This window comes from Sphingomonas rubra (assembly GCF_900115745.1).
Classification (GTDB): domain Bacteria; phylum Pseudomonadota; class Alphaproteobacteria; order Sphingomonadales; family Sphingomonadaceae; genus Sphingomonas; species Sphingomonas rubra.
The window spans coordinates 84,360-106,735 of the sequence record NZ_FOXP01000011.1; the positions used below are offsets into that span (position 1 = coordinate 84,360).

At 69.8% G+C, this 22,376-nt stretch carries 19 protein-coding genes; 7 read left to right on the forward strand and 12 right to left on the reverse strand.

What is annotated here, in order from left to right:
• Positions 1–43: 43 nt before the first annotated feature.
• Positions 44–1,855, forward strand: a complete 1,812-nt coding sequence (locus BM145_RS13700) for a glycoside hydrolase family 15 protein (protein WP_093334226.1) — start codon at positions 44–46, stop codon at positions 1,853–1,855.
• A gap of 23 nt (positions 1,856–1,878) precedes the next feature.
• On the opposite strand, the gene BM145_RS13705 is transcribed toward BM145_RS13700, so the two are convergent.
• The 5 genes from BM145_RS13705 to BM145_RS13725 all read right to left on the reverse strand — a co-directional run bounded on the left by BM145_RS13705 (position 1,879) and on the right by BM145_RS13725 (position 8,394).
• A complete protein-coding gene (locus BM145_RS13705) occupies positions 1,879–4,074 on the reverse strand; it encodes a sensor domain-containing diguanylate cyclase (protein WP_093334227.1) in 2,196 nt (731 codons plus the stop codon).
• A 47-nt stretch (positions 4,075–4,121) separates the two neighbouring features.
• Positions 4,122–5,171, reverse strand: coding sequence for a hypothetical protein (locus BM145_RS13710; RefSeq protein WP_093334228.1), 1,050 nt, complete (start codon positions 5,169–5,171; stop codon positions 4,122–4,124).
• A 65-nt stretch (positions 5,172–5,236) separates the two neighbouring features.
• Positions 5,237–5,446 carry a hypothetical protein gene (locus tag BM145_RS13715; protein ID WP_093334229.1) on the reverse strand — a complete coding sequence of 70 codons (210 nt, stop codon included), beginning with the start codon at positions 5,444–5,446 and terminating at the stop codon, positions 5,237–5,239.
• A 95-nt stretch (positions 5,447–5,541) separates the two neighbouring features.
• Positions 5,542–7,119, reverse strand: coding sequence for a phosphoglycerate dehydrogenase (serA, locus tag BM145_RS13720; RefSeq protein WP_093334230.1), 1,578 nt, complete (start codon positions 7,117–7,119; stop codon positions 5,542–5,544).
• 123 nt (positions 7,120–7,242) lie between these two features.
• Positions 7,243–8,394, reverse strand: coding sequence for a phosphoserine transaminase (locus BM145_RS13725; RefSeq protein WP_093334231.1), 1,152 nt, complete (start codon positions 8,392–8,394; stop codon positions 7,243–7,245).
• Positions 8,395–8,917: 523 nt separating this feature from the next.
• Here BM145_RS13725 and BM145_RS13730 point away from each other — a divergent pair.
• Entirely contained in the window at positions 8,918–9,565 is a 648-nt protein-coding gene (locus tag BM145_RS13730) for an extensin family protein (RefSeq protein ID WP_093334314.1), read from the forward strand.
• Positions 9,566–9,597: 32 nt separating this feature from the next.
• Positions 9,598–10,473 (forward strand): LOG family protein, encoded by an 876-nt coding sequence (locus BM145_RS13735; protein ID WP_093334232.1) that lies wholly within the window; start codon positions 9,598–9,600, stop codon positions 10,471–10,473.
• Between the two features lie 141 nt (positions 10,474–10,614).
• Here the strand turns inward: BM145_RS13735 and BM145_RS13740 are convergent, their stop codons facing one another.
• Complete coding sequence (locus tag BM145_RS13740) at positions 10,615–11,322, reverse strand: c-type cytochrome (RefSeq protein ID WP_093334233.1); 708 nt, start codon at positions 11,320–11,322, stop codon at positions 10,615–10,617.
• Positions 11,323–11,420: 98 nt separating this feature from the next.
• Here BM145_RS13740 and BM145_RS13745 point away from each other — a divergent pair, with 98 nt between their 5' ends.
• Entirely contained in the window at positions 11,421–12,311 is an 891-nt protein-coding gene (locus BM145_RS13745; RefSeq protein ID WP_093334234.1) for a prephenate dehydratase, read from the forward strand.
• 115 nt (positions 12,312–12,426) lie between these two features.
• On the opposite strand, the gene BM145_RS13750 is transcribed toward BM145_RS13745, so the two are convergent.
• Positions 12,427–14,244, reverse strand: a complete 1,818-nt coding sequence (locus BM145_RS13750) for a DUF885 domain-containing protein (protein ID WP_093334235.1) — start codon at positions 14,242–14,244, stop codon at positions 12,427–12,429.
• A gap of 97 nt (positions 14,245–14,341) precedes the next feature.
• Positions 14,342–14,641, reverse strand: coding sequence for a hypothetical protein (locus BM145_RS13755; protein ID WP_093334236.1), 300 nt, complete (start codon positions 14,639–14,641; stop codon positions 14,342–14,344).
• 120 nt (positions 14,642–14,761) lie between these two features.
• On the opposite strand from BM145_RS13755, the gene BM145_RS13760 reads away from it, so the two are divergent.
• The 3 genes from BM145_RS13760 to BM145_RS13770 are packed head-to-tail and all read left to right on the forward strand — an operon-like array spanning position 14,762 to position 17,600.
• Positions 14,762–16,492, forward strand: a complete 1,731-nt coding sequence (locus BM145_RS13760; RefSeq protein WP_093334237.1) for a DUF885 domain-containing protein — start codon at positions 14,762–14,764, stop codon at positions 16,490–16,492.
• On the forward strand, positions 16,492–17,250 hold the full coding sequence (locus BM145_RS13765; protein WP_093334238.1) for an FRG domain-containing protein: 759 nt from the start codon (positions 16,492–16,494) through the stop codon (positions 17,248–17,250). The genes BM145_RS13760 and BM145_RS13765 overlap by 1 nt, the downstream gene beginning before the upstream one ends.
• Positions 17,247–17,600: a hypothetical protein gene (locus BM145_RS13770; protein WP_143090192.1), complete on the forward strand. Its 354-nt coding sequence runs from the start codon at positions 17,247–17,249 to the stop codon at positions 17,598–17,600. Before BM145_RS13765 ends, BM145_RS13770 begins: the two co-directional genes overlap by 4 nt.
• A gap of 3 nt (positions 17,601–17,603) precedes the next feature.
• Here BM145_RS13770 and gcvPB read toward each other — a convergent pair whose 3' ends face one another.
• The 4 genes from gcvPB to gcvT form a co-directional block, all read right to left on the reverse strand.
• Complete coding sequence (gcvPB, locus tag BM145_RS13775; RefSeq protein WP_093334240.1) at positions 17,604–19,202, reverse strand: aminomethyl-transferring glycine dehydrogenase subunit GcvPB; 1,599 nt, start codon at positions 19,200–19,202, stop codon at positions 17,604–17,606.
• A gap of 118 nt (positions 19,203–19,320) precedes the next feature.
• Positions 19,321–20,679 carry an aminomethyl-transferring glycine dehydrogenase subunit GcvPA gene (gene gcvPA / locus BM145_RS13780; RefSeq protein ID WP_093334241.1) on the reverse strand — a complete coding sequence of 453 codons (1,359 nt, stop codon included), beginning with the start codon at positions 20,677–20,679 and terminating at the stop codon, positions 19,321–19,323.
• Between the two features lie 145 nt (positions 20,680–20,824).
• Positions 20,825–21,196, reverse strand: coding sequence for a glycine cleavage system protein GcvH (gene gcvH / locus BM145_RS13785; protein WP_093334315.1), 372 nt, complete (start codon positions 21,194–21,196; stop codon positions 20,825–20,827).
• The gene (gene gcvT / locus BM145_RS13790) at positions 21,193–22,335 is read right to left on the reverse strand and encodes a glycine cleavage system aminomethyltransferase GcvT (protein ID WP_093334316.1); all 1,143 of its coding nucleotides are present in this window, start codon (positions 22,333–22,335) and stop codon (positions 21,193–21,195) included. The genes gcvH and gcvT overlap by 4 nt, the downstream gene beginning before the upstream one ends.
• Positions 22,336–22,376: the final 41 nt, after the last annotated feature.

The following is a 22,376-nucleotide window of genomic DNA, read 5'->3' on the forward strand; positions in this document are numbered from 1 at the left end:
TCTCCCGATGGCACCGTGCCTCGCCCGGCGAGTTTGTCCCCGCATGACCACCTCCCCCGCCCAGACCTGTTCCGCCGCGCGCGACGCCGACGGGTATCTGCCGCTCGAACAATATGGCGCGCTGGGCGACGGCCGGGCGGTGGCGCTGAGCGGCGCGGACGGCTCGATCGACTGGTGGTGCGTGCCCAACATGGACTCCGCACCGTTGTTCGACCGGCTGCTGAGCGCGGACGAGGGCGGCCGCTTCGTCGTCGCGCCGACCGAGCCGTTCACGGTCGAGCGCCGCTACCGCGAGGCGTCCAACGTGCTGGAGACGGTGTTCACCACCGCGTCGGGCAAGGCGGTGCTGGTCGAGTCGCTCAACAGCAGTTCGGCCGGGCGGCTGCCCTGGGCCGAGCTCGCGCGGCGGGTGGAGGGGGTGGAGGGCAGCGTCACCTTCCGCATCGAGCTGCGGATCGGGCGCCGGGCCGACACGGTGAACCCTTATTGGACGCGGATGGGGCATCACGACATGTTCACCGTCGACCGCGTGTCGGGCCTGTTCCGCCGCAGCGACAATGTGCGGATCGAGCGGGCCGACGACCTCGCCACCGTCGCGACCGCCACCGTCGGCCCCGGCGAGCGCGCCACCGTGGCGATCGTCGCCGGCGAGGACGAACCGCTGGTGGTGCCGCCGATCGACGACATCGACGCGCGTATCGACCTGTCCGACGCGGAGTGGCGGCAATGGTCGGCGCAGCTGCACGGTGACGGCGCCCACCACGACCTGCTGGTCCGCAGCGCGCTGGCCCTAAAGCTGCTGCTCTACGCGCCCACCGGTGCGATCACCGCGGCGGCGACGACGTCGCTGCCGGAGAAGATCGGCGGGCCCAAGAACTGGGATTATCGCTACGCCTGGATCCGCGACGCGGGCTATTCGATCAAGGCGTTCCTGCGCATCGGCGCCTTTGCCGAGGCCAAGGCCGGGCTGACCTGGCTGCTCCACCGGCTGGGTGACGGCACGCAGCCGCAGGTCTGCTACACGCTGAACGGCGATCCGGTGTCGCCGCCGCGCATCGTCGACGTACCCGGCTACAAACGGTCGCAGCCGGTGGTGATGGGCAATCTGGCCGGCGACCAGCACCAGCACGGCATCTACGGCGACATCTTCGAGACCGCGGGCCGCTTCGTCGCCTGCGGCAACGTGCTGGATGCGAGAAGTGCGGAGACGCTGTCGCACCTGGCCGACGAGTGCGCCGACCGATGGCGCCAGAAGGACGCCGGCATCTGGGAGCTGGAGGACCCGCAGCACTATACCATGTCCAAGATCAGCTGCTGGCAGGCGCTGCAACGCGCGGTGGAGCTGGTCGAGGCCGGGCAGATGCCCTCCACCTGCCGCGATCGCTGGGAGCGCGAGCGCGACCGCATCGCCGCCTGGATCGAGGAGCATTGCTGGTCGGAGAAGCGGGCCGCCTATCTGATGCATCCCGGCAGCGACCGGCTCGACGCGTCGCTCGCGCTGGCGGTGCGCTTCCGCTTCGACGGGCAGGATCGGCTGGCCTCGACCCTCGACGCGATCGACGCGGAGTTGGGGCGGAAAGGCTTCCACTACCGCTACTCGGGCGCGTCGAAGGAGGAAGGGTGTTTCCTCGCCTGCACCTTCTGGATGGTGGAGGCGCGCATGCTGCTCGGCCAGCGGGAGCGGGCGGAGGCGCAGTTCGCCGCGGCGATGGCGACGCTGGGCGCACGCGGCGTCGGCACCTATGCCGAGATGATCGACCCGGACAGCGGCGCGTACCTCGGCAACCTGCCGCAGGGCCTGACCCACCTGGCGGTGATCCAGGCGATCGCGACGCTGACCGGGCGGGAGTTGTAGCGGGCGGCCCGGGCCGATCGGACCTACGCGGCGAGCCGGGCGGCGTTGCGGCCGGCGTTCTTGGCCTCGTACAGCGCGCGGTCGGCCTCGCCCAGCAGGCTCGCCGCCGATCCGCCGGGCACCAGCGTCGCGATGCCGATGCTGGCGGTGACCGGCGGCCCCGCCTCCACCCCGTCCGCCGACGCGGCGATCGCGCGGCGCAGCGCCTCCGCCACGGTCAGCGCCGTCGCCGCGTTGGCACCGGGCAGAACCACCACGAACTCCTCGCCCCCCAGCCGGCCGACCAAGTCGGTGGGGCGGACGGCATGGCTGGCGGCGCGGGCGACCCGCCGCAGCACCGCGTCGCCGGCGGGATGGCCGAACCGGTCGTTGACCGACTTGAAATGATCGATGTCGAAGATCGCCAGCGCCAGCGGCTCGCCCCCCCTCGCCGCCGCCGCCACCGCCTCGTCGAGCTGCGCCAGCGAGCGGCGCCTGCTCGCCAGACCGGTCAGCGCGTCGGTGTCGGCAAGCTGCATCGCGTGGGCCGCCGCCGCTTCGGCCGCGGCGCGCGCCGCTTCCAGCGCCTGTTCCGCCTCGATCCGCTGCGAGATGTTCTGGACGATGCCGAACATCGCGGTGGTGGTGCCGTCATAGGCGATCTCGGGCTGGCCGCGCGACAGGACGTGGCGCTGCTCGCCGTCCGTCCGCACGATCCGCGCCTCGAAGTCGAACGGTTCGCCCTTCTCGATCGCCTTGGCGACTATCGCCGCCACCCGCGCGCGATCGTCGGGATGGTAGAAGTCGATCGCGCCGGCCAGGTCGGGGGTCGCGTCGACGGCGAGGCCGTGCATGCGGTGCACCTCGGGCGACCAGAAGAGCGTGGCGGTGGTCAGGTCGATCCGCCAGTGGCCGAGCTGCGCCGCCCGCTCCGCCATGCCGAGCAGGCGATTGGCCTCCCGCATCTGCCGCTCGGACGCCTGCACGGCCAGTTCGGCGGCGCGACGGTTGCTGATGTCGCGGGCGCGCGCGACCACCTCCTCGCCCATGTCGGTGGCGACGCGGCGATAGGCGACTTCCAGCCAGGCATGGCTGCCGTCGGCGCGCAGGTGACGAAAGGTCACCGTCTCCGGCGCAGGCGACGTAATGGCCCGCTGCCATGCCGCGTCGACCAGCGCGCGGTCGTCGGGATGCACCATCAGGATCGGCGTCTGGCCGACCGTCTGTTCCGGCGTGAAGCCGAGCACGGCGGTGACCGCGGGCGAGCAGTAGCGCGCCACCCCGTCCAGCGACAGGCGCAGGATCACGTCGGTGCTGCTGTCGGCGAGCAACCGGTGCATGCGCTCGCTGTCCGCGCGGTCGGCGGCGAGGCGGCGCTGCTGCGCCAGCAGCGCGCCGAACGGCAGCGCGGTGGCGAACAGCGTCAACAGGTAGAATTGCAGAAAGAAGCTCTGCTCGACCGCGCTCTGCCGCGTCATCCACAGCGGCCCATGACCCATCACGGTCATCACCGGCGCGATCACCGCGACGATGCCGACCCCCGCCACTGCGCCCAACGGCCCCAGCCGCCAGGTCGCCGCCAGGAGCGCGACGAGCGGCAGGAACATGATCTGGAACCGCTGCTGCACGAACACGATCAACGTCACCGCCGCGACCATCAGCAGGTGCGTCATCACCGTCAGCCGCGCCGTGTCGTCGTGGATCGACCGCGGACCCGGATCGGCGATCCTGATGCTCATCAGCACCAGCGGCGCGACGATGAACATGCCGAGCAACACCGTCGCGAACCAGTTGAGCGCGGCGAGCGCGCCGCCCCCGACGGCCACCGTCATCGCCCCGGTGCCGGCCAGCGCGGCGATCAGCACCGCACCGCAGAAGCGGGATACGTCGCGCGCGCGGCCGAAACGGGGACGCGCCACCCGCCAGCGCCGCAGCAGCGCGGCGCCGACCGCGGCCTCGACCATGTTGGCGACGGTGAAGCCGAGACTGACCGGCAGGGGCACCCCCGCCTGCAGGTTGACGGCGACGCTGGCCGCGGCGGCGAGCAGCAGGCAGATCAGCAGCCGGTACCCGGAAAGCTGCGCCAGGCCGGCGAGGAGGATGCCGCTCGCCGGCCACATGGCGACGATCCCGTCGGGCCCGCGCGTCAGCCACAGCGACAGCGCCGCCGTGACGCCGTAACCGACGGCGATGCCGGTCGGCGCGATGACGGAACGGAAGATCGACACAGCGTTACCCACGCCCTCGGGCTAGTCCGGCCGGGTTAAGGCGGGCTAAAGACCGGAGCCTATCGAACGACGTAGGGGAGTGAGATCGCGAAGGACGATCCCGCCGGCATCGTTCCGCGCGGGCGGAAGCGGACGGTGGTGACCGCCGCCTGGCTGGCCGCGTCGCCCGGCACCGGCACGTAGGTCCAGGTGGCGCCGTTGTCCGCCGAGAAATCGATATCGTCGGTGGTGCTGGCGGGCGAGACGTAGCGGAGCGTCAACCCGGAGGCGCGGGCACCCTGCCGGCTTTCCACCGATCCGTTGGCAAGGGTGCCGTCCCCTTCCAGCGCGAGGCGGACGGTGGGCGGCGTCGCCAGTGTCACCGACACCGTGTCGGCGTCCAGGGCGACTGCGTCCGGATTGGTGATGGTGGCGGCGATCCGCACCTTGGCCCCGGGCACCGCCTTGGGATTGCTGGTGCTGGAGGTCGGGCTCCACGTGGTGGTGGTGGTGATCGTGACGGCGGCGGGCTTGGGTGTGACCACCAGGGTGATCGTGACGACGGCGTCGCGGCTGCCCCGGTCCGTCTTGCCGACCGCGCAGCCGCCGAGCAGGCCGAGCACGCCCAACTGCGTGCAGAAGGACCAGTCCCAGCGGACCGTGACCGTGCCGCTATAGGTGCCTGCCGGCAGGTCGCCCGTGCTTCGCGCGCGCACGAAGATGGCGGGCCGCATGTTGCTGTTGTCGAGCAGCGTCAGCAGCGCCCCGTCCTGATAGGCGACGGTCGCGCCCGGCGTCAGCGGCCGGGCCCCCGCCGCGTCGGCCGATAGCGCCACGGGCACGGTGCCGCCGGGGCCGCTCAGCACCAGCACGCTGTCGGCGGCGAGCGTCGCGCGCAGATAGTCGCCGTTGAGCAGCGTCAAGAGCGACGCGGTGGTGCAGCCGAACGATCCGTCGGTGCGGACGGCGGCGGTGTACGCCTGCAACCCGGCCGAGGAGTAGCTGCCCGCCGACACGGTGGTCGGCGTGGTCACGTCGCAGGCAGCCATCGCCGGCGACGCAGTGCCCAGACCGACGACGAGCAGCAACCAGCGCGCGACGCCGACGGCGGGAAAAGGCGGGCGGATCATCACGGCCGCCAGCGTGTCGCTCCCCCCGTTAAGAGAGTGTTTCCCACCCGGAACGGGTGCAATCCTCAGATCACGCCCATCCTGGCGAGCGTGAACAGCACCACCGGCCACAGCACCGAATTGACGATGTCCTGCACCGTGTCGGCGATCCGCCACGATCCGACGCGGAGCCGGTCGAACACCTCGTTGACCAGCTCCGCCAGGGCGGCCAGCGCCAGCGGCCACGCCGCGCCGACGTCGCCCGCCACGGCGACGCCGGCGACCCAGATGACCATGCCGACATGGACGTGCAGCGTGGCATGGTCGAGCCCGGAGGTGTTGGCGAGCCAGACCTTGGCGCGGTTATGCAGCGGCTCCTTGTCGCCGCCGCTCAGAACGACAGCCCCATCGCGGTGCGGACGCCGGCCAGCGCCTTGACCTTCGCGAGCAGCTCCGCCGTCACCGGCTCGTCGACCGACAGCAGCAGCACCGCCTCGCCGCCCGCCTGGCGACGACCGAGGTGGAAGGTGCCGATGTTCACCCCCGCCTCACCGAGCAGCGTGCCGAGGCGGCCGATGAAGCCGGGCGCGTCGTCGTTGACGACGTAGAGCATCGGGCCGGCGAGGTCGGCCTCCACCTTGATGCCGAACAGCTCGACGAGGCGCGGGGCCTGGTCGCCGAACAACGTACCCGCGACCGAGCGGTCGCCGTCGGCGGTGGCGACGGTGACGCGGACCAGCGTGTGGTAATCGCCCTCGTGGCTCGATCGCACCTCGCGCACGTCGAGGCCGCGTTCCTTGGCCAGGAACGGCGCATTGACCATGTTCACCGTGTCCGAATGGACGCGCATAAGCCCCGCCAGCACCGCGCCGGTCACCGGCTTCTGGTTGAGCGTCGCCGCCGCGCCCTCGACCTCGACGGCGATGCCGGTGAGCGCACCCGTGGCGAGCTGGCCGACGAGGCTGCCGAGCTTCTCCGCCAGCGCCATATAGGGCTTGAGCTTGGGCGCCTCCTCCGCGGACAGCGAGGGCATGTTGAGCGCGTTGGTGACGCCGCCCGAGACCAGGAAATCGGCCATCTGCTCGGCGACCTGGATGGCGACGTTGACCTGCGCCTCCGTCGTCGAGGCGCCGAGGTGCGGCGTGGAGATGAAGTTGGGCGTGCCGAACAGCGGCGATGCCTTGGCCGGCTCCTCGACGAACACGTCGAGCGCGGCGCCGCCGACCTGGCCCGAATCGAGCGCGTCCTTCAGCGCCGCCTCGTCGATCAGGCCGCCGCGCGCGCAGTTGATGATCCGCACGCCGCGCTTGGTCTTGGCCAGCGCTTCCGCCGACAGGATGTTGCGCGTCGAATCGGTCAGCGGCGTGTGCAGCGTGATGAAGTCGGCGCGGGCGAGCAGTTCGTCGAGCGTGACCTTCTCGACGCCCATCTCCACCGCGCGCTCGGGCGTCAGGAAGGGATCGAAGGCGACGACCTTCATCTTGAGGCCGCGGGCGCGGTCGGCGACGATCGAGCCGATGTTGCCCGCGCCGATCAGGCCCAGCGTCTTGGACGTGAGTTCCACGCCCATGAAGCGGTTCTTCTCCCACTTGCCGGCCTGCGTGCTCGCATCCGCCTCGGGCAGCTGGCGGGCGAGCGCGAACATCAGCGCGACGGCGTGCTCGGCGGTGGTGATCGAGTTGCCGAACGGCGTGTTCATCACCACCACGCCCTTGGCCGAGGCGGCCGGGATGTCGACGTTGTCGACGCCGATGCCGGCGCGGCCGACGACCTTCAGGTTGGTGGCGGCGTCGAGGATCGCCTTGGTCACCTTGGTCGAGGAGCGGATGGCGAGGCCGTCGTACTCGCCGATCATCGCGGCGAGTTCCTGCGGCGTCTTGCCGGTGATCTCGTCCACCTCGACCCCGCGCTCGCGGAAGATCTGGGCGGCCTTGGGGTCCATCTTGTCGCTGATAAGGACTTTGGGCATTGTTCTACTCCGTTCCCCGGTGGAGGCCGGGGCCCAGTTGGGAAGGTTGACGTAACAGCGCGCGGACGCTCGTCTCGATCGTTCCGCCGCTGGGCCCCGGCCTTCGCCGGGGTACGAGAAGGGTCAGGCGCGCGCCGTCGCGTAGGCCCAGTCGAGCCAGGGGCCGAGCGCCTCGATATCGGCGGTGTCGACGGTGGCGCCGCACCAGATGCGCAGGCCCGGCGGCGCGTCGCGGTAGCCGGCGACGTCGTAGGCCGCGCCTTCGGCTTCGAGGAGCGACGCCATCTTCTTGATGAGCGCCTCGTCCGCGCCCTCGACCGTCAGGCAGACGCTGGTCTTCGACCGGGTCGCCGGATCGGGGGCGAGGTGGCCGAGCCAGTCGCGCGCCTCCACGATGCGGTCGAGCGCGGCGGCGTTGGCGTCCGAGCGCGCGATCACGCCGTCGGGGCCGAGCCCCTTCATCCACTCCAGCGTCCAGATCGCGTCCTCGACCGCGAGCATCGAGGGGGTGTTGATCGTCTCGCCCTTGAAGATGCCCTCGCTGAGCTTCCCCTTGCTCGTCAGGCGGAACACCTTGGGGAGCGGCCAGGACGGCGTGTAGCTCTCCAGCCGCTCGACCGCGCGGGGACCGAGGATCAGGACGCCGTGCGCGCCCTCCCCGCCCATCACCTTCTGCCAGGAGAAGGTGGCGACATCGATCTTCGCCCAGTCGATCGGATAGGCGAACACGCCCGACGTGGCATCGGCGAAGCTCAACCCCCCGCGATCCGCCGGAATCCAGTCCGCGTCGGGAACGCGGACGCCCGACGTGGTGCCGTTCCAGGTGAACAGCACGTCGGTCGACCAGTCTACGACGCCAAGGTCGGGCAGCTGGCCGTAATCGGCGCGGATCACGGTGGGATCGAGTTGGAGCTGCTTGACCGCGTCGGTCACCCAGCCCTCGCCAAAGCTCTCCCACGCCAGCGTGGTGACGTCGCGCGCGCCCAGCATCGTCCACATCGCCATCTCGAACGCGCCGGTGTCGGAGCCGGGGACGATGCCGATGCGGTGGGTGTCGGGAAGCTTCAGGAGCTCGCGCATCAGGTCGATGCAATGTTGCAGCCGCTGCTTGCCGAGCTTCGAGCGGTGCGAGCGGCCGAGGCTGTCGGTGGCGAGCGCCGACGCGTCCCAGCCGGGCGGCTTGGCGCAGGGACCGGAGCTGAAGAAGGGGCGGGCCGGCGTCGTATCCGGCTTCGACGCGCCCGTGATGTGGGGCGCGGTGGCAGTGTCCGTCAATGTTCTCTCCTCACAGAGAGCGCGCGCCGCGTTGGGACGGCGTGGCCCGTCGACGGCCCTAGAGGAGACGAGCCGAACCGACAAGGAACTTGTTGCGAATCCGTGAGCGGCTTCATGATTTTATGACGCCACGGGCTGCGGAGACGACATAAACCGATGGAAAGCCGGCAACTCCCGTACGAAACGTCCACGGTCCACGATCATGACCCTTCCGCCGCCGCGACGGATACGCCGCGCTGCTGCTAGAGCTGGCTTTACCAGCTTTCGTCACCGTTCGTGCTGAGCGCAGTGGAAGCACCTTGTGGGAGCGTGCCCTTCGACGTCGCTCGGGGCGAACGGAAGTGAATACAGCTGATCGACTTCGAGTTTAACCGATAGCTGCCCGACGATGGCGTACCGACCATCGAGGCGCATACCCTAGGCGGCGAGCGCGCCCGCGGACCGATGCGGACGGCCGTCCGGCGCGGGCGGTCGAGCCGATCGGGCTTGCCGCGACGCGCTCCTCCCGCAAGGAGTGGCGATCATGCCGGCTCGCTCGCTCCTCCTCGTCCTGCTGCTGCTCGCGCTCGCCGCCTGCGGGCGGACGCCGCCGACGCGCGGGACACGCGCCGAACCGGCGCGCCCTCCCGCGCGCGAGACGGCCCAATGCCATGCCGACCTGCGCGCCGAAGGGGTCGACTTCCGCGTGCTGCCAGACCGGGATTTCGGCAACGGCTGCGGCGTGTTCGGCGCGGTGCAGCTGACCGACATCGGCGTGCCGGTGACCGGCATCACCGCCATGCGCTGCGGCACCGCCCGCGCCTTTGCCGGCTGGGTCCGCAACGCCGCGGTGCCCGGCGCGTACCAGATGCTGGGATCGGAACTGGCGCGGATCGAGGGCATGGGCAGCTACGCCTGCCGCAACGTCGTCGGCTCGACCCGCAACGCCGGCCGGCGATCGGGCCATGCGCTCGCCAACGCGGTGGACGTCGGCGGCTTCGTGCTGAAGGACGGGCGGAGGGTGAGCGTGCTGGGCGACTGGAACGGCCCCGACGAGCGCGCCCGCGAGTTCCTGCGCACCATGCGCCGCTCGGCCTGCCGCCGCTTCGGCACGGTGCTGTCGCCCGACTACAACGCCGCGCACGCCAACCACCTGCACCTGGAGGACGACGGCGCCCGGTTCTGCCGCTAGCCAGCACGCCTGCTTTGCCGTACCAGCCTCGGATGACCGATACCCGAGTACCCGCGCGCGTCTTCCCCAACGCCAGCCAGGACGCCGAGAGCGCCAAGACCGTCGTCTCGACGCCGCAGACCGAGAGTCCCGCCTACAAGCTCGCCTTCCAGGACATGGACTTCCTGCTGCGCGAGGATCTGCGCCCCGTGCGGTTCCAGCTGGAACTGCTCAAGGCACAGCTGACGCTGGACGAGGCCAATATCGCCTCCACCTTCGTGATGTACGGCTCCGCCCGCATCCCGGAGCCGGAAAAGGCGCACGCGCTGCTGGAGATGGCGGCCGACGACAAGAGCCGTCGCATCGCCGAGCGGCTGGTCGAGAAGAGCAAATATTACGACGTGGCGCGCGACCTTGCCCGGCTGGTCAGCCGCATTCCGCGCGACGAGAACGGGCGGCGTCACTTCGTGGTCTGCTCGGGCGGCGGCCCGTCGATCATGGAGGCGGCGAACCGCGGCGCGCACGACGTGGGCGCGGAATCGATCGGGCTCAACATCGTCCTGCCGCACGAGCAGGCGCCCAACCCCTACGTCACCCCGTCGCTCTCGCTCCAGTTCCACTATTTCGCGCTGCGCAAGATGCACTTCCTGCTCCACGCCCGCGCGCTGGCGGCCTTTCCGGGCGGCTTCGGGACGTTCGACGAGCTGTTCGAACTCCTTACGCTGATCCAGACGGGCAAGATCGAGCCGATCCCCGTGCTGCTGTTCGGCCGCGCCTTCTGGGAGCGGGTCGTCAACTTCGACGCGCTGGTCGAGGAAGGCGTGGTGTCCGAGCGCGACCTCGGCATCTTCACCTATGTCGAGACCGCCGACGAGGCATGGGACGTGGTGCGCCGCTTCTACGAGGAGCGCGCGAAGAAGGAGGGGTGAGGCCGTATTGTACCTCCCCGGGACGGGGAGGGGGACCCCCGCGAAGCGGTGGAGGGGCAGTCGCGAGTGTCGCGCCTGGCAACTGCCCCTCCACCAGCCTGTGGCTGGTCCCCCTCCCCGTTCCGGGGAGGACCACAAGGTTCACTCCGTCCGCGCACCCTTGCGCGCGGCTTCCGGATCGATCGACGGGGCGCCGGAGGCGGGCGTGCCGGTGTTGGCGATGTCGCCCGTCTCGCCGCGGACGTCGGTGTCGACCGCGTTGGTCGCCTCCGCGGTGTTGCCGCCGGTATCGGCCGCCGCGTCCTTGTCGGCGGCATCCGCCTTGGGTGCGGGCAGCGCGATGTTGCTGCCCTGCTGGTTGATGTAGACCATCACGTTGGCGCGGTCCTGCGGGTTGGACAGGCCGGCGAAGGTCATCTTGGTGCCGGGGGCGAACTTGCGCGGGCTAGTCAGCCACGCGTTCATGTTCTCGAAATTCCACGAGCCGCCGACCGATTTCAGCGCGTCGGAGAAGGCGAAGCCGCCCTTGCCCTGCGCGATCGCCTCGCCCATCGTGCCGTACAGGTTCGGGCCGACGCCGTTGGCGCCGCCCTGGTTGATCGTGTGGCAGGCGGCGCACTTCTTGAAGACCTCGGCGCCCTTGGCGGCGTCGGCGGTGGGCAGCAGCGTCGCGATGTCGACCTCGGCGGCACCGCCGCCGGCGCCCTCCTCCTCGACACCCTCGATCGCGTAGCCCATCTTCTCGGGCCGGTGGCTCTCGAAGATCATGTTGCCGACGATCGCGGACCCCAGCGCGACGACGCCCGCGCCCAGCGCCCAGCCGGCGATCGTGTTGGTCTTCAGGTCCATGCTTTGCCCCAGTATGAATTGCCTCCGCTCTTAGGAAAGCCAAAGGGCGACCGCAAGCGGCGCTTGATCGTCGGCCATCGCGTGATAACCGGCCGGCCATGCAGTCCTTTCCCGCCCCCGCCCAGGCGCTGGTCGCCGCGATGACCGCGGCGGCGAGCGCCGATCCCGCCCGCACCGTCGCCTTCCAGGGCGCGCCCGGCGCCAACAGCCACGTCGCGGCCGAGCAGGCGTTCCCCGACGGGCTGCCCCTGCCCTGCTTCGACTTCGCCGACGCGATCGATGCGGTAAAGGAAGGGCGTGCCGACTGCGCGGTGATCCCGATCGAGAATTCGCTGCACGGCCGCGTCGCCGACATGCATTTCCTGCTGCCCGAATCGGGGCTGGCGATCACCGGCGAGCATTTCCTCCCCATCCGTCACGCGCTGATGGGCACGGGGCCAATCGACGGCGTGCGGCAGGCGATGAGCCACCCGCAGGCGCTGGGCCAATGCCGCCACTGGCTGCGCGCGCGCGGTATCCAGCCGGTCGCCTATCCCGACACGGCGGGCGCGGCGGCGGCGGCGGCGGAGCTGGCCGACCCTGCGGTGGCGGCGCTCGCCCCGCCGGGCGCCGCGGCGCTGTACGGGCTGGACCTGCTCGCCACCGACATCGCCGATGCGGAGCATAACACCACCCGCTTCGTCACGCTGGCACGCGGCAGCCGCCCGCCGGCGGGGGACGGCCCGTGGATGACCACGCTGATCTTCGAGGTAAGGAACGTGCCCGCCGCGCTCTACAAGGCGATGGGCGGGTTCGCGACCAACGGCGTCAACATGACCAAGCTGGAGAGTTACCAGCGCGGCGGCAGCTTCGCGGCGAGCGAGTTCTACGCCGACATTGTCGGCAAGCCGGGGGAGACGGCGGTCGACCGCGCGCTGGAGGAACTGGGGTTCCACTCGAAATGGGTGCGGCTGCTGGGCACGTATCGCCAGGCGCGGGTGCGGGGGTAGCCGTCATGCCGGGCCCTTCGGCGAAGCTCAGGAGAGCCTCGTCCCGGCATCCAGAGCCACGAAGCATGACACTGCTTGGCTCTGGACGCCGGGACGAGCCCAACGTGACGGATCGTCACACGCTCGCCACCCACGTATCGCCGATCTGTCGCAGCACATCCAAGGGCACGCGACCGTAGCGCAGCACCGCGGCGTGATACCGCTTCAGGTCGAACGCCGCGCCCTGCTTGGCCTTGGCCTTGTCGCGGATGTCGACGAACACCGAATGGCCCAGCTTGTAGCTCGCCGCCTGCCCCGGATTGACGCAGTAACGCTCGATCTCGCGCGCGGCATCGCCTTCGGTGTCGCCTTGCGCGTCGACGAAATACCGCACCGCCTTCTCGCGGCTCCAGCGGTAATGGTGCAGTCCGGTGTCGACCACGCAGCGGTTGGCGCGGAACAGCTGAGCGACCAGATAGCCGCAACGCCCGACCGGATCGTCGTCGTACATGCCGATCTCGTCGGCGAGCTGCTCGGAATAGAGCGCCCAGCCCTCGCCGTAGCCGGAGAAGCCGCCAAGCTTGCGAATCAGCGGCAGGCCCGTGTTCGACAGCGCCAGGCCGCTCTCCATCTGATGGCCGGGCAGCCCCTCGTGATAGGTCGTCGTCGCCAGCGCGAATTTAGGCCAGTCGGCCGAATCCTTCAGGTTGAAATAGACCAGGCCCGGGCGCGATCCGTCGATCGCGGGCGCCTGCGCGAAGGCACCGGCCGATCCCGCCTCGGTCTGGACCGGCACGCGCCGCACCTCGAATGTGTAGGGCGGCATCCGCTCGAACACCGCGGGCAGCCTGGTGCGGATCGCCGCCAGCCGCTCGTTGCAATAGGCGATCGCCTGCCGCTTGCCCTCGTCGGTATTGGGATAGAGGTATTTCGCCTCGCGGCCGAGCGCGTCCATGCGCTGGCCGACGCCGCCCTTGGCATAACCGAGCTTCTTGAGCTCGGCATCGAGCCGGGCATTGAGGGCACGGGCCTGGTCCAGGCCGAAGCGGTGGACCTCCTCGGGGCTGAGGCTGGTGGTGGTCGTCGCCTGGAGCGCGGCGGGGTAGAAGTCCGCACCCTTGGGGATCTTCCACACGCCCGCGTCATGGCTGGCGGTGCGGCGCAGTTCGCGCGCGTAGGCCGCTTGCGCGGTGAGGGCGGGCAGCACCTCCGCGTCCCACAGCCGGCCCACGTCGCGACCGTAGCGCGGGTCGAGCCCCTTGGCCGCCGCGCGCGTCCTGAGCGAGGTGACGACCAGCGCGTCCGCCGACGGCGTCGCCGTCTTGTCCATCTGCGTCAGCGCGAGGTCGAGGATGAAGTCGGGCGGCACCACGCCGACGCCGGCGTCGTGGCGCATCCGCGCGGTCTGGTCGGCGACCTGGCGCGCGAAGGCGCGGACGCGCGACAGATACGCTTCCGCGTCGGCGGCGGTGTCGATCTTGTGCTTGGTGTCGAGGAAGTCGGGCACCGACTGGTAGGCGCCCGACAGCTGCGACACGACATAGGGGCTGGGGCCGTAGGACGATCCGCCGAAATCGAACTGCCCGATCCGCGCCGCGGAGCGGCGCGTGTAGAGCACGCAGTCGAGATCGATCCGCTGGTCGGGCGTCAGCGACGCGCGCGGGACTGCCTCCAGCTCCCTCAGCTCGGCGAGGTTCTGCGCCTTGGCGGCGGCGATGCCGGCGAACGACTGGTCGGACAGCTTGGCGCGCAGGTCGGCATTGGCGCCCTTGTCGAGGCCCAGGCTGGTCGCCCCCTCCGGGCTGCGGCGCAGCTGCGCCTGCACGAGCCGGTCGAACAGGGGGTCGAGCGGACCGGGCGTCGGTGCGCCCTGCGCGACGACGCCGCGGGGCAGTCCCGCGAGCGCGGCGGCGGCGGCACCACCCAGGAGCAGGGTGCGGCGATCGGTGGTCATCGGGGATTCTCCGCCGTGTTCATTGTTTCCGCACCGTCTTCACGCCCCCTCTCGTCACCCCGGACTTGATCCGGGGTGACGACGTTGATCGCTCGGCTTACGCCGTGCGCGTGCCCGACAGCGGGAAGCTGCCGAACGCCCCCGCGCCGACGCTGCCGGCCAGCGTGTCGCCGTTCACCGTCGCCTCGCAGTCCAGCGTCATCGGCATCGGCACGGTCATGCTCTGCTTCCAGGCGATGGTGTTGCCGTCGACCGAGCCCTGCACGTCCATCGATCCCATCGCGCCCGACACCGCGCCGGTGAAGTCGGTGCCGGTGCTGTTCACGGTCAGCGTCATCTTCTGGTCGCCCAGCGGCGACTTCACGGTGCAGTCGTAGGTTCCGTCCACGTCGGCCATCTGAACTCTCCTTCGAACGGCCGGTTCGCCCGGCCGCGACGACGCTCCACCTCCACGGCCATCGCCCGCAAGTCAAGCAGGGCGCTTGCGAGGCGGCGCCCGATCGCACAGGCTATCCCCATGATATTCCTCGCCCCGCTGATCGCCGTCGCGCAGATGGCCGCGCCCGCCCCCTCCACGGCCGACGCCGCCTTTACCCGCATCTGGCAGGCGGAATGGGCGTGGCGCACGGCCGAGCGGCTGGCCGACGACGATCCGCGCGCGGTGTCGCCCCACCTGCCCGACGTGTCCGCCGCCGCCCACGCGCGCCGCGCGGCCAAGTGGCGCGGCGTGATGGCGCAGCTCGACCGCCTCGACGCGACGGCGCTCTCGCCCGAGCAGCGGACCAATTACCAGGTCTACCGCGCGCAGATCGCCGCCCTGCTCGACGACGAGCGGTTCCGCGAGTGGGAAAAGCCGCTGAACGGCGACAGCGCCTTCTGGGGCGATTTGCAATTCGCCGCGCGCGGCAACTTCGCCAACGGCGAGAAGGACTACCGCGCCTATCTGTCGCAGCTCGCCGACATCCCCCGTTACCTGGATCAGCAGACCGCCAACATGCGCGCCGGCCTGGCCCGCGGCTTCACGCCGCCCGCGGTGGTGATGCAGGGCCGCGACGCGCCGGTCGCCGCGATCGCCGAGGCCGCGAACCCCGAGGCGACGGTCTATTACGAGCCGTTCGCGAAGATACCCGCCTCCGTGCCCGACCGCGCCGCTCTTCAGGCGGCCGCGCGCAAGGTCATCGCGGATGGCGTCATCCCCGCGCACCGGCAGCTCCTCGCCTTCCTGCGCACCACCTATTTCCCGGGCATGCGGCAGGAGCTGGGCGCGTCGAGCTACCCCGACGGCGCCGCTTATTACCGCAGCCGCATCCGCGCCTTCACCACCCTCGACCTGTCGCCGGACCAGGTCCACGCGATCGGCCTCGCCGAGGTCGCCAAGATCCGCGCCGAGATGGAGCGCGCCAAGGCCGATGCGGGCTTCACCGGCGACCTGCCCGCGTTCCTGACGTTCCTGCGCACCGATCCGCGCTTCTACGCCAAGACGCCCGAGGCGCTGCTCCAGGAAGCGGCGTGGGAGGCGAAGCGGTTCGACGGCATGGCCGCCAAGTGGTTCGGCCGGCTGCCGCGCGCGCGGTTCGCGATCAAACCCGTGCCCGCCGCCATCGCCCCCTTCTACACCGCCGGCCGCGGTGGTCCCGGCGGCTACCTCGTCAACACCTACGACCTGCCGTCGCGGCCGCTGTTCCAGCTGCCGCCGCTGACGCTGCACGAGAGCGCGCCCGGCCACGCGATGCAGATCAGCCTGGCGAGCGAGAACAAGGACCTGCCCGTGTTCCGGCGGCAGAGCTACATCTCCGCCTATGGCGAGGGCTGGGCGCTCTACTGCGAGCGGCTGGGTGACGAGATGGGCTTCTACCAGACGCCCTACGAGCGGTTCGGGATGCTCAGCTATCAGATGTGGCGCGCGGTCAGGCTGGTGGTCGACACCGGCGTCCATGCGAAAGGCTGGACCCGGCCGCAGGCGCTCGCCTTTCTGCGCAACAACACCGCCCTATCGGAGCGGGAAGTGACGACCGAGGTCGACCGTTATATCGGCTGGCCGGGGCAGGCGCTCAGCTACTATCTCGGCCAGCTCGCCATCCAGCGCGCCCGCGCCAAGGCGGAGAAGGCGCTGGGGCCGAAGTTCGACATCCGCGCCTTCCACGACACGGTGCTGAGCCTCGGGTCGGTGCCGCTGCCGGTACTCGACGCGCGGATCGACCGGTTCGTGGCGGAAGGCGGGCCGAGCCCCTATCAGGAGGAGGACTGATGATCGATCGAACAAAGGATGAGCGCCGTCGTCGGCGATGGCAGGAGTTCATCGACTGGGTCGACGCCCATAGCACGTCTGCTTGGGTCTTTCGCGGTATGGGCGATGTCGCCTTTCTTTTGGTCCCGTCGATTGGCCGCATACCGAAATACACGCTCGCGCGTGAACGATCGGTGCTCGCCGGGTTTCGCCGCGCGGTGCCGCTCCATCATCAGGACAGCGGCTTTCGCGAGTGGGAGTATCTGGCCTTAGCACAGCATCACGGCGTACCGACTCGATTGCTAGATTGGTCAACCAATCCGCTCGTCGCTGCTTATTTTGCTGCGGTCAGCCCCGCAGGCGCCGTATCGATCGACCTGAACGGAGCCAACGTGAAGGCGGTACCCGATCGGACGGCGATCGCCTGCAGGATCGTCGCCACGCGCGTGCGACAAGCGCAGATGCTCGACATCGAACAGCACGTGGATCCCTTTAATCAAGACGAGGTGCGATTCTTACAACCACGTGCGATATCAAGTCGCATCGGCTCGCAAGCCGGACTTTTCAGTCTACACCCGAAACCCGATCAGAGCTGGGATACGCCACTGCAGAAAGAGGAACACCTGTTTGACGTCGCCGGCGAATTTCGGGACTTCTTCCTCCGTCGCTTGTTCTACCTGGGTATCGACCCTCTTCATATCATGGGTGGATTGGACGGACTAGGCGCGCGGGCGGCATGGCAGGCATCCAAGGGCGTCCGCGTGGGAGTGATATCATGACGGCAGTGCAGACAACGTCCGGACGTCACCGACTGGCCAACGACGTGGTAGCGACCATTAACGAGTTTGACCAAAAACGACTGGACGAGATGGGCGGCTGGCAGCCGTTGGCAGACCTGTCGGGGCGTACTCAGTTCGAGGCCATCGATGGTGACCCCGATAGCGTCGTATTCGTGGACGAAAACCGCTTTCAGGCGATCGCCACCGTGTACGTCATTCTGGTCTATGGCTCAGGCAACGACGAGGACACGATGAGCGACGAGTACGTCGCCACCATCCAGGGTCATCGTGACGCCGGCGGCATTGTGATCGACTCAATCGAGGTCGATACGACGCCGTTCTACGAATAGCGCCTACTCCGCCGCCTGCGCCTGCGGCTCGGCATCCTTCCACACCAGCACCGGCTTCCTCGCCGCGCGCGTCTCGTCGAGGCGGGCGCGGGGGGCGAAGTGCGGCGCGGACTTGAGGCTCGCATCGCCCGCCTTGGCCCGCTCCGCCACCGAGCGCAGCGCGCCGATGAACTGGTCCAGCGCCGCCTTCGACTCGGTCTCGGTCGGCTCGACCAGCATCGCGCCGTGGACGACGAGCGGGAAATACACCGTCATCGGGTGGAAGCCCTCGTCGATCAGCCCCTTGGCCACGTCGAGCGTCGAGAAGCCCTCCGCCAGGTTGGAATCGGAGAACAGCGCCTCGTGCATGCACGGCCCCGCCGACCCGAACGGCGCGTCGAGCACGTCCTCCAGCGAGCGCAGCACGTAATTGGCGTTGAGCACCGCGTCCTCGGCGACCTGCTTCAGGCCGTCCGCGCCGTGGCTGAGGATATAGGTCAGCGCGCGGGTGAACATGCCCATCTGGCCGTGAAAGGCGGTCATCCGGCCGAAGCTGTCGAGCTTGCCGCCGAAATGCTCGTTCGAGAACTCCTCGGTTCGCTCCTCTTCGATCAGGTGGACGTGCCCGTCCGCCGTTCGTGCCGTGTAGGGCAACGGCGCGAACGGGCTCAGCGCCTCCGACAGCACCACCGGCCCCGACCCCGGTCCGCCGCCGCCGTGCGGGGTGGAGAAGGTCTTGTGCAGGTTGATGTGCATCGCGTCGACGCCCAGGTCGCCGGGTCGCACGCGGCCGACGATGGCGTTGAAGTTGGCGCCGTCGCAGTAGACATAGGCGCCCGCCGCGTGGACCGCGTCGGAGATGTCCTTCAGGTCGCGCTCGAACAGTCCGCAGGTGTTGGGATTGGTAATCATCACCGCGGCGACGTCCGGCCCCAGCCGGGCCTTCAGCGCCGCGGTATCGACGCGGCCATCGGCGGTGGCGGGAATGTCCTCCACCGTGAAGCCGGCGAAGGCGGCGGTGGCAGGGTTGGTGCCGTGCGCCGACTCGGGGACGAGGACGACCTTGCGGTGCCCTTCGCCCCGGGCCTCCAGCGCCGCTTTGATGCACAGGATGCCGCACAGCTCGCCGTGCGCGCCCGCCTTGGGGCTCATCGCCACGCCGTGCATCCCGGTCAGCGTGATGAGCCAGTGCGCGAGTTCGTTGATGACGCCGAGCGCGCCCTGCACGGTATCGACCGGCTGCAAGGGGTGGACATCGGCGAAGCCGGGCAGTCGCGCCATCCGCTCGTTCAGCCGCGGATTGTGCTTCATGGTGCACGAGCCGAGCGGGAAGAGCCCCAGGTCGATGGCGTAGTTCTGGCGCGACAGCCGCGTATAGTGGCGCACCGTCTCCGGTTCGGACAGGCCCGGCAACCCGATCGGCGCCTTGCGCGTCAGGTCGCCGAGACGGTCATGCTTCACGTCGCCTTCCGCGAAGTCGACGCCGGTCGTCTCCGTCGATCCGATCTCGAAGATCAGCGGCTCTTCCAGCATCAACGCCTTGTTGCCGGTGAAGGTGGGGGCGGCGGCATCCGCGCCCTTGACGGCCATCTCGGGCTTCCAGCCGCTCTGGTTGATGGTCATGCCGCGAACTCCACGAAAGCTACGTCACCCCGGACTTGTTCCGGGGTCCAGGACCAAGCAGCGCCACGCTCGTGGCCCTGGATGCCGGGACGGGCCCGGCATGACGGGGTGCGGATGGTCATGCCAGTACCTCCTCCAGCGCGGTCGCCAGCGCCTCGACATCCTCGGGCGTGGTGGTCTCGGTCACCGCGACGACCAAGCCGTTGGCAAGCGAATCCTCGCCCGGGTAGAGCCGGCCGAGCGACACGCCCGCCAGCACGCCGCGATCGGCGAGCGCGCGGACGACGGGCCGCGCTTCCTGGCCCAGATCAAGCGTGAATTCGTTGAAGAAGCGGGGCGTGACCAAGCGGACGCCCGGCACCTGCGCCAACCGGTCGGCCGCGTGGCACGCGCCGGCATGGTTGAGCCCTGCCAGCCGCCTGAGGCCCGCCTCGCCCAGCAGCGTCATGTGGATCGAGAAGGCGAGCGCGCAGAGCCCTGAATTGGTGCAGATGTTCGACGTCGCCTTCTCGCGCCGGATATGCTGCTCGCGGGTGGAGAGCGTCAGCACGAAGCCGCGGCGACCGTCGGCGTCCACTGTCTCGCCGCACAGGCGGCCGGGCATCTGGCGGACATATTTGTCCTTGCAGCCGAATAGGCCGACATAGGGCCCACCGAACTGGAGGCCGACGCCCAGCGACTGGCCCTCGCCCACGACGATGTCCGCATCCATCTCGCCGGGCGATTTCAGCGCGCCCATTGCGACAGGCTCGGTGACGACGGCGATCAGCAGCGCCTTCTTCGCGTGGCACGCGTCAGCGAGCGGCTGGAGGTCGGCGATGCGGCCGAGGATGTCGGGATACTGCACCACCACGCACGACGTGTCGTCGTCGATGGCGGCGATCAGCGCGTCGAGATCGGTGTCGGCGGACAGCGTCGGCGTGCCCGTCTCCAGCACGTCGCCGGTGTATTTCGCCATCGTCTTGGCGACGGAGACGTAGTGCGGGTGGAGGCCCGACGACAGGATCGCCTTGCCGCGCCGGGTGATCCGCCGCGCCATGCCGATCGCCTCCCAGCAGGCGGTCGAGCCGTCGTACATCGACGCATTTGCCACGTCGGTGCCGAGCAGCCGCGCCACCTGCGTCTGGAACTCGAACAGCATCTGCAGCGTGCCCTGCGCGATCTCCGGCTGATAAGGCGTGTAGGCGGTCAGGAACTCGCCGCGCTGGATCAGATGGTCGACGGAGGCGGGCACGTGGTGCCGGTACGCGCCGGCGCCGAGGAAGAACGGCACCTCGCCCGCCACGGTGTTCTGCCGGGCAAGCGCGGTCATGTGCCGCTCGACCGAGAGTTCGGTGGCGTGGTCCGGCAGGCCCTCGATCGTGCCCGACAGCCGTGCGGCCTCGGGCACGTCGTCGAACAGCGCGTCGATCGACTCGGCGCCGATCACGCGCAGCATCTCGGTCCGGTCGGCGGGGGTCAGCGGCAGGTAGCGCATGGGGCAACTCTCTCCCCTCCCTGCAAGGGAGGGGCTGGGGGTGGGTGCCGATGCGCCAGCATCGGCTGCAACGCTTGAGGCGGGCGTCGGAACTCGTTCCGCTCGCACCCACCCCCGCCCCCTCCCTTGCGGGGAGGGGAGTTACTTACAGCTTGGCGACGAACGCCTCGTAGCCGGCTTCGTCCATCAGTTCGCCCAGTTCGTCCTCGTCGGACAAAGTGATGCGGAAGAACCAGCCCTCGCCTTCCGCATCCGAATTGACCAGGTCGGGCGAGTCGGCGAGCGCGGAATTGCCCTCCAGCACGGTGCCCGACACCGGGCTGTACACGTCGGAGGCGGCCTTGACCGACTCGACCACCGCCGCCTCGTCGCCCTTGGCGAGGGTGCGCCCGTCGGCGGGCACGTCGACGAACACGATGTCGCCCAACTGGCCCTGCGCGTACTCGGTGATGCCGACGGTGCCGATCGCGCCGTCGATCTCGACCCACTCATGCTCTTCGGTGAAATAACGCATCAGGCTGCCTTTCTGACGTAACGATGGGGAACGAACGGCATCGCCGCGACGGTGGCGTCGTGCGTCTTGCCGCGCTGGACGAGGCGGACGGCGGTGCCCGGCGCGGCGAGCGCGGCGGGAACGTACGCCATCGCGATCGGGCTGCCGAGCGACGGCGCGAAGCCGCCGGAGGTGACGCGGCCGATCTCGGCACCGTCCGCGTCGACCACGGTCGCGCCCTCGCGCACCGGCTGGCGCCCGGCGACGATCAGGCCGACGCGCTTGCTCGCGGGGCCGGCCTCGCGCTCGGCGAGGATGCGCTCCGCCCCCGCGAAATCGGCGGCCTCGCGGCGACGCTTCGACAGGGCGAAGCCGAGATCGGCCATCACCGGCGTCGTCTCGGGATCTAGGTCGTGGCCGTAGAGCGGCAGGCCCGCCTCCAGCCGCAGCGAGTCGCGCGCGCCGAGGCCGATCGGCTTCACCTCGGGCTGTTCCAGCAGCGCATCGGCGAAGGCGGCGGCGTGTTCGGCGGAGATCGACACCTCGAACCCGTCCTCGCCGGTATAGCCCGAGCGGCTGATCCACAGGTCGGCGCCGTTCCAGTCGAACGCGCCGGCGGTCATGAACACGAGGGCTTCAACACCCGGCACCAACCGCGCCAGCGCGTCGACCGCCTTGGGCCCCTGCACCGCGAGCAGCGCCTGCTCCTCGCCCAGGTTCATCGTCACGTCGTCGGGCAGCGTGTCGAGCAGATAGCCGATGTCGTCATATTTGGTCGCGCCGTTGACGACCATGTAGAGCTCGTCGCCGCGCCTCGTCACCATCAGGTCGTCGAGCACGCCGCCGTCCTCGGCGAGCAGCAGCGAGTAGCGCATCCGCCCGTCGCCGAGGCCGGTCACGTCGCCGGGCAGCACCGCCTCCAGGGCCAGGGCGACCGCGTCCGCGCCGTCATCGCTCGTCAGGACGACCTGCCCCATATGGCTGACGTCGAACAGCCCGGCCGATTTGCGCACCCACAGATGCTCGGCCATGATGCCTTCATACTGGACGGGCATCTCGTAGCCGGCGAACGGTACCATCCGGCCGCCGCGCGCGCGGTGCCAGGCGTCGAGCGGCAGCAGCTGCGGCGGCAGTTCTTCCGGCGCATCCTCGACGTTGAGGATCTCGGACTGGCCGGTCTGCGGATCGGTGATGGCAAGGTCGC

Coding starts and splice junctions, on each gene's coding strand:
- BM145_RS13750 (WP_093334235.1), bottom strand. CDS start 14,244: ATGACCACCGATCGCCGCACCCTGCTCCTGGGTGGTGCCGCCGCCGCC.
- BM145_RS13765 (WP_093334238.1), top strand. CDS start 16,492: ATGATCGATCGAACAAAGGATGAGCGCCGTCGTCGGCGATGGCAGGAG.
- BM145_RS13770 (WP_143090192.1), top strand. CDS start 17,247: ATGACGGCAGTGCAGACAACGTCCGGACGTCACCGACTGGCCAACGAC.
- BM145_RS13715 (WP_093334229.1), bottom strand. CDS start 5,446: ATGGTCATCTGGGTCGCCGGCGTCGCCGTGGCGGGCGACGTCGGCGCG.
- serA (WP_093334230.1), bottom strand. CDS start 7,119: ATGCCCAAAGTCCTTATCAGCGACAAGATGGACCCCAAGGCCGCCCAG.
- BM145_RS13730 (WP_093334314.1), top strand. CDS start 8,918: ATGCCGGCTCGCTCGCTCCTCCTCGTCCTGCTGCTGCTCGCGCTCGCC.
- BM145_RS13700 (WP_093334226.1), top strand. CDS start 44: ATGACCACCTCCCCCGCCCAGACCTGTTCCGCCGCGCGCGACGCCGAC.
- BM145_RS13755 (WP_093334236.1), bottom strand. CDS start 14,641: ATGGCCGACGTGGACGGAACCTACGACTGCACCGTGAAGTCGCCGCTG.
- BM145_RS13710 (WP_093334228.1), bottom strand. CDS start 5,171: ATGATCCGCCCGCCTTTTCCCGCCGTCGGCGTCGCGCGCTGGTTGCTG.
- BM145_RS13760 (WP_093334237.1), top strand. CDS start 14,762: ATGATATTCCTCGCCCCGCTGATCGCCGTCGCGCAGATGGCCGCGCCC.
- BM145_RS13740 (WP_093334233.1), bottom strand. CDS start 11,322: ATGGACCTGAAGACCAACACGATCGCCGGCTGGGCGCTGGGCGCGGGC.
- BM145_RS13735 (WP_093334232.1), top strand. CDS start 9,598: ATGACCGATACCCGAGTACCCGCGCGCGTCTTCCCCAACGCCAGCCAG.
- gcvPA (WP_093334241.1), bottom strand. CDS start 20,679: ATGCGCTACCTGCCGCTGACCCCCGCCGACCGGACCGAGATGCTGCGC.
- BM145_RS13745 (WP_093334234.1), top strand. CDS start 11,421: ATGCAGTCCTTTCCCGCCCCCGCCCAGGCGCTGGTCGCCGCGATGACC.
- gcvPB (WP_093334240.1), bottom strand. CDS start 19,202: ATGACCATCAACCAGAGCGGCTGGAAGCCCGAGATGGCCGTCAAGGGC.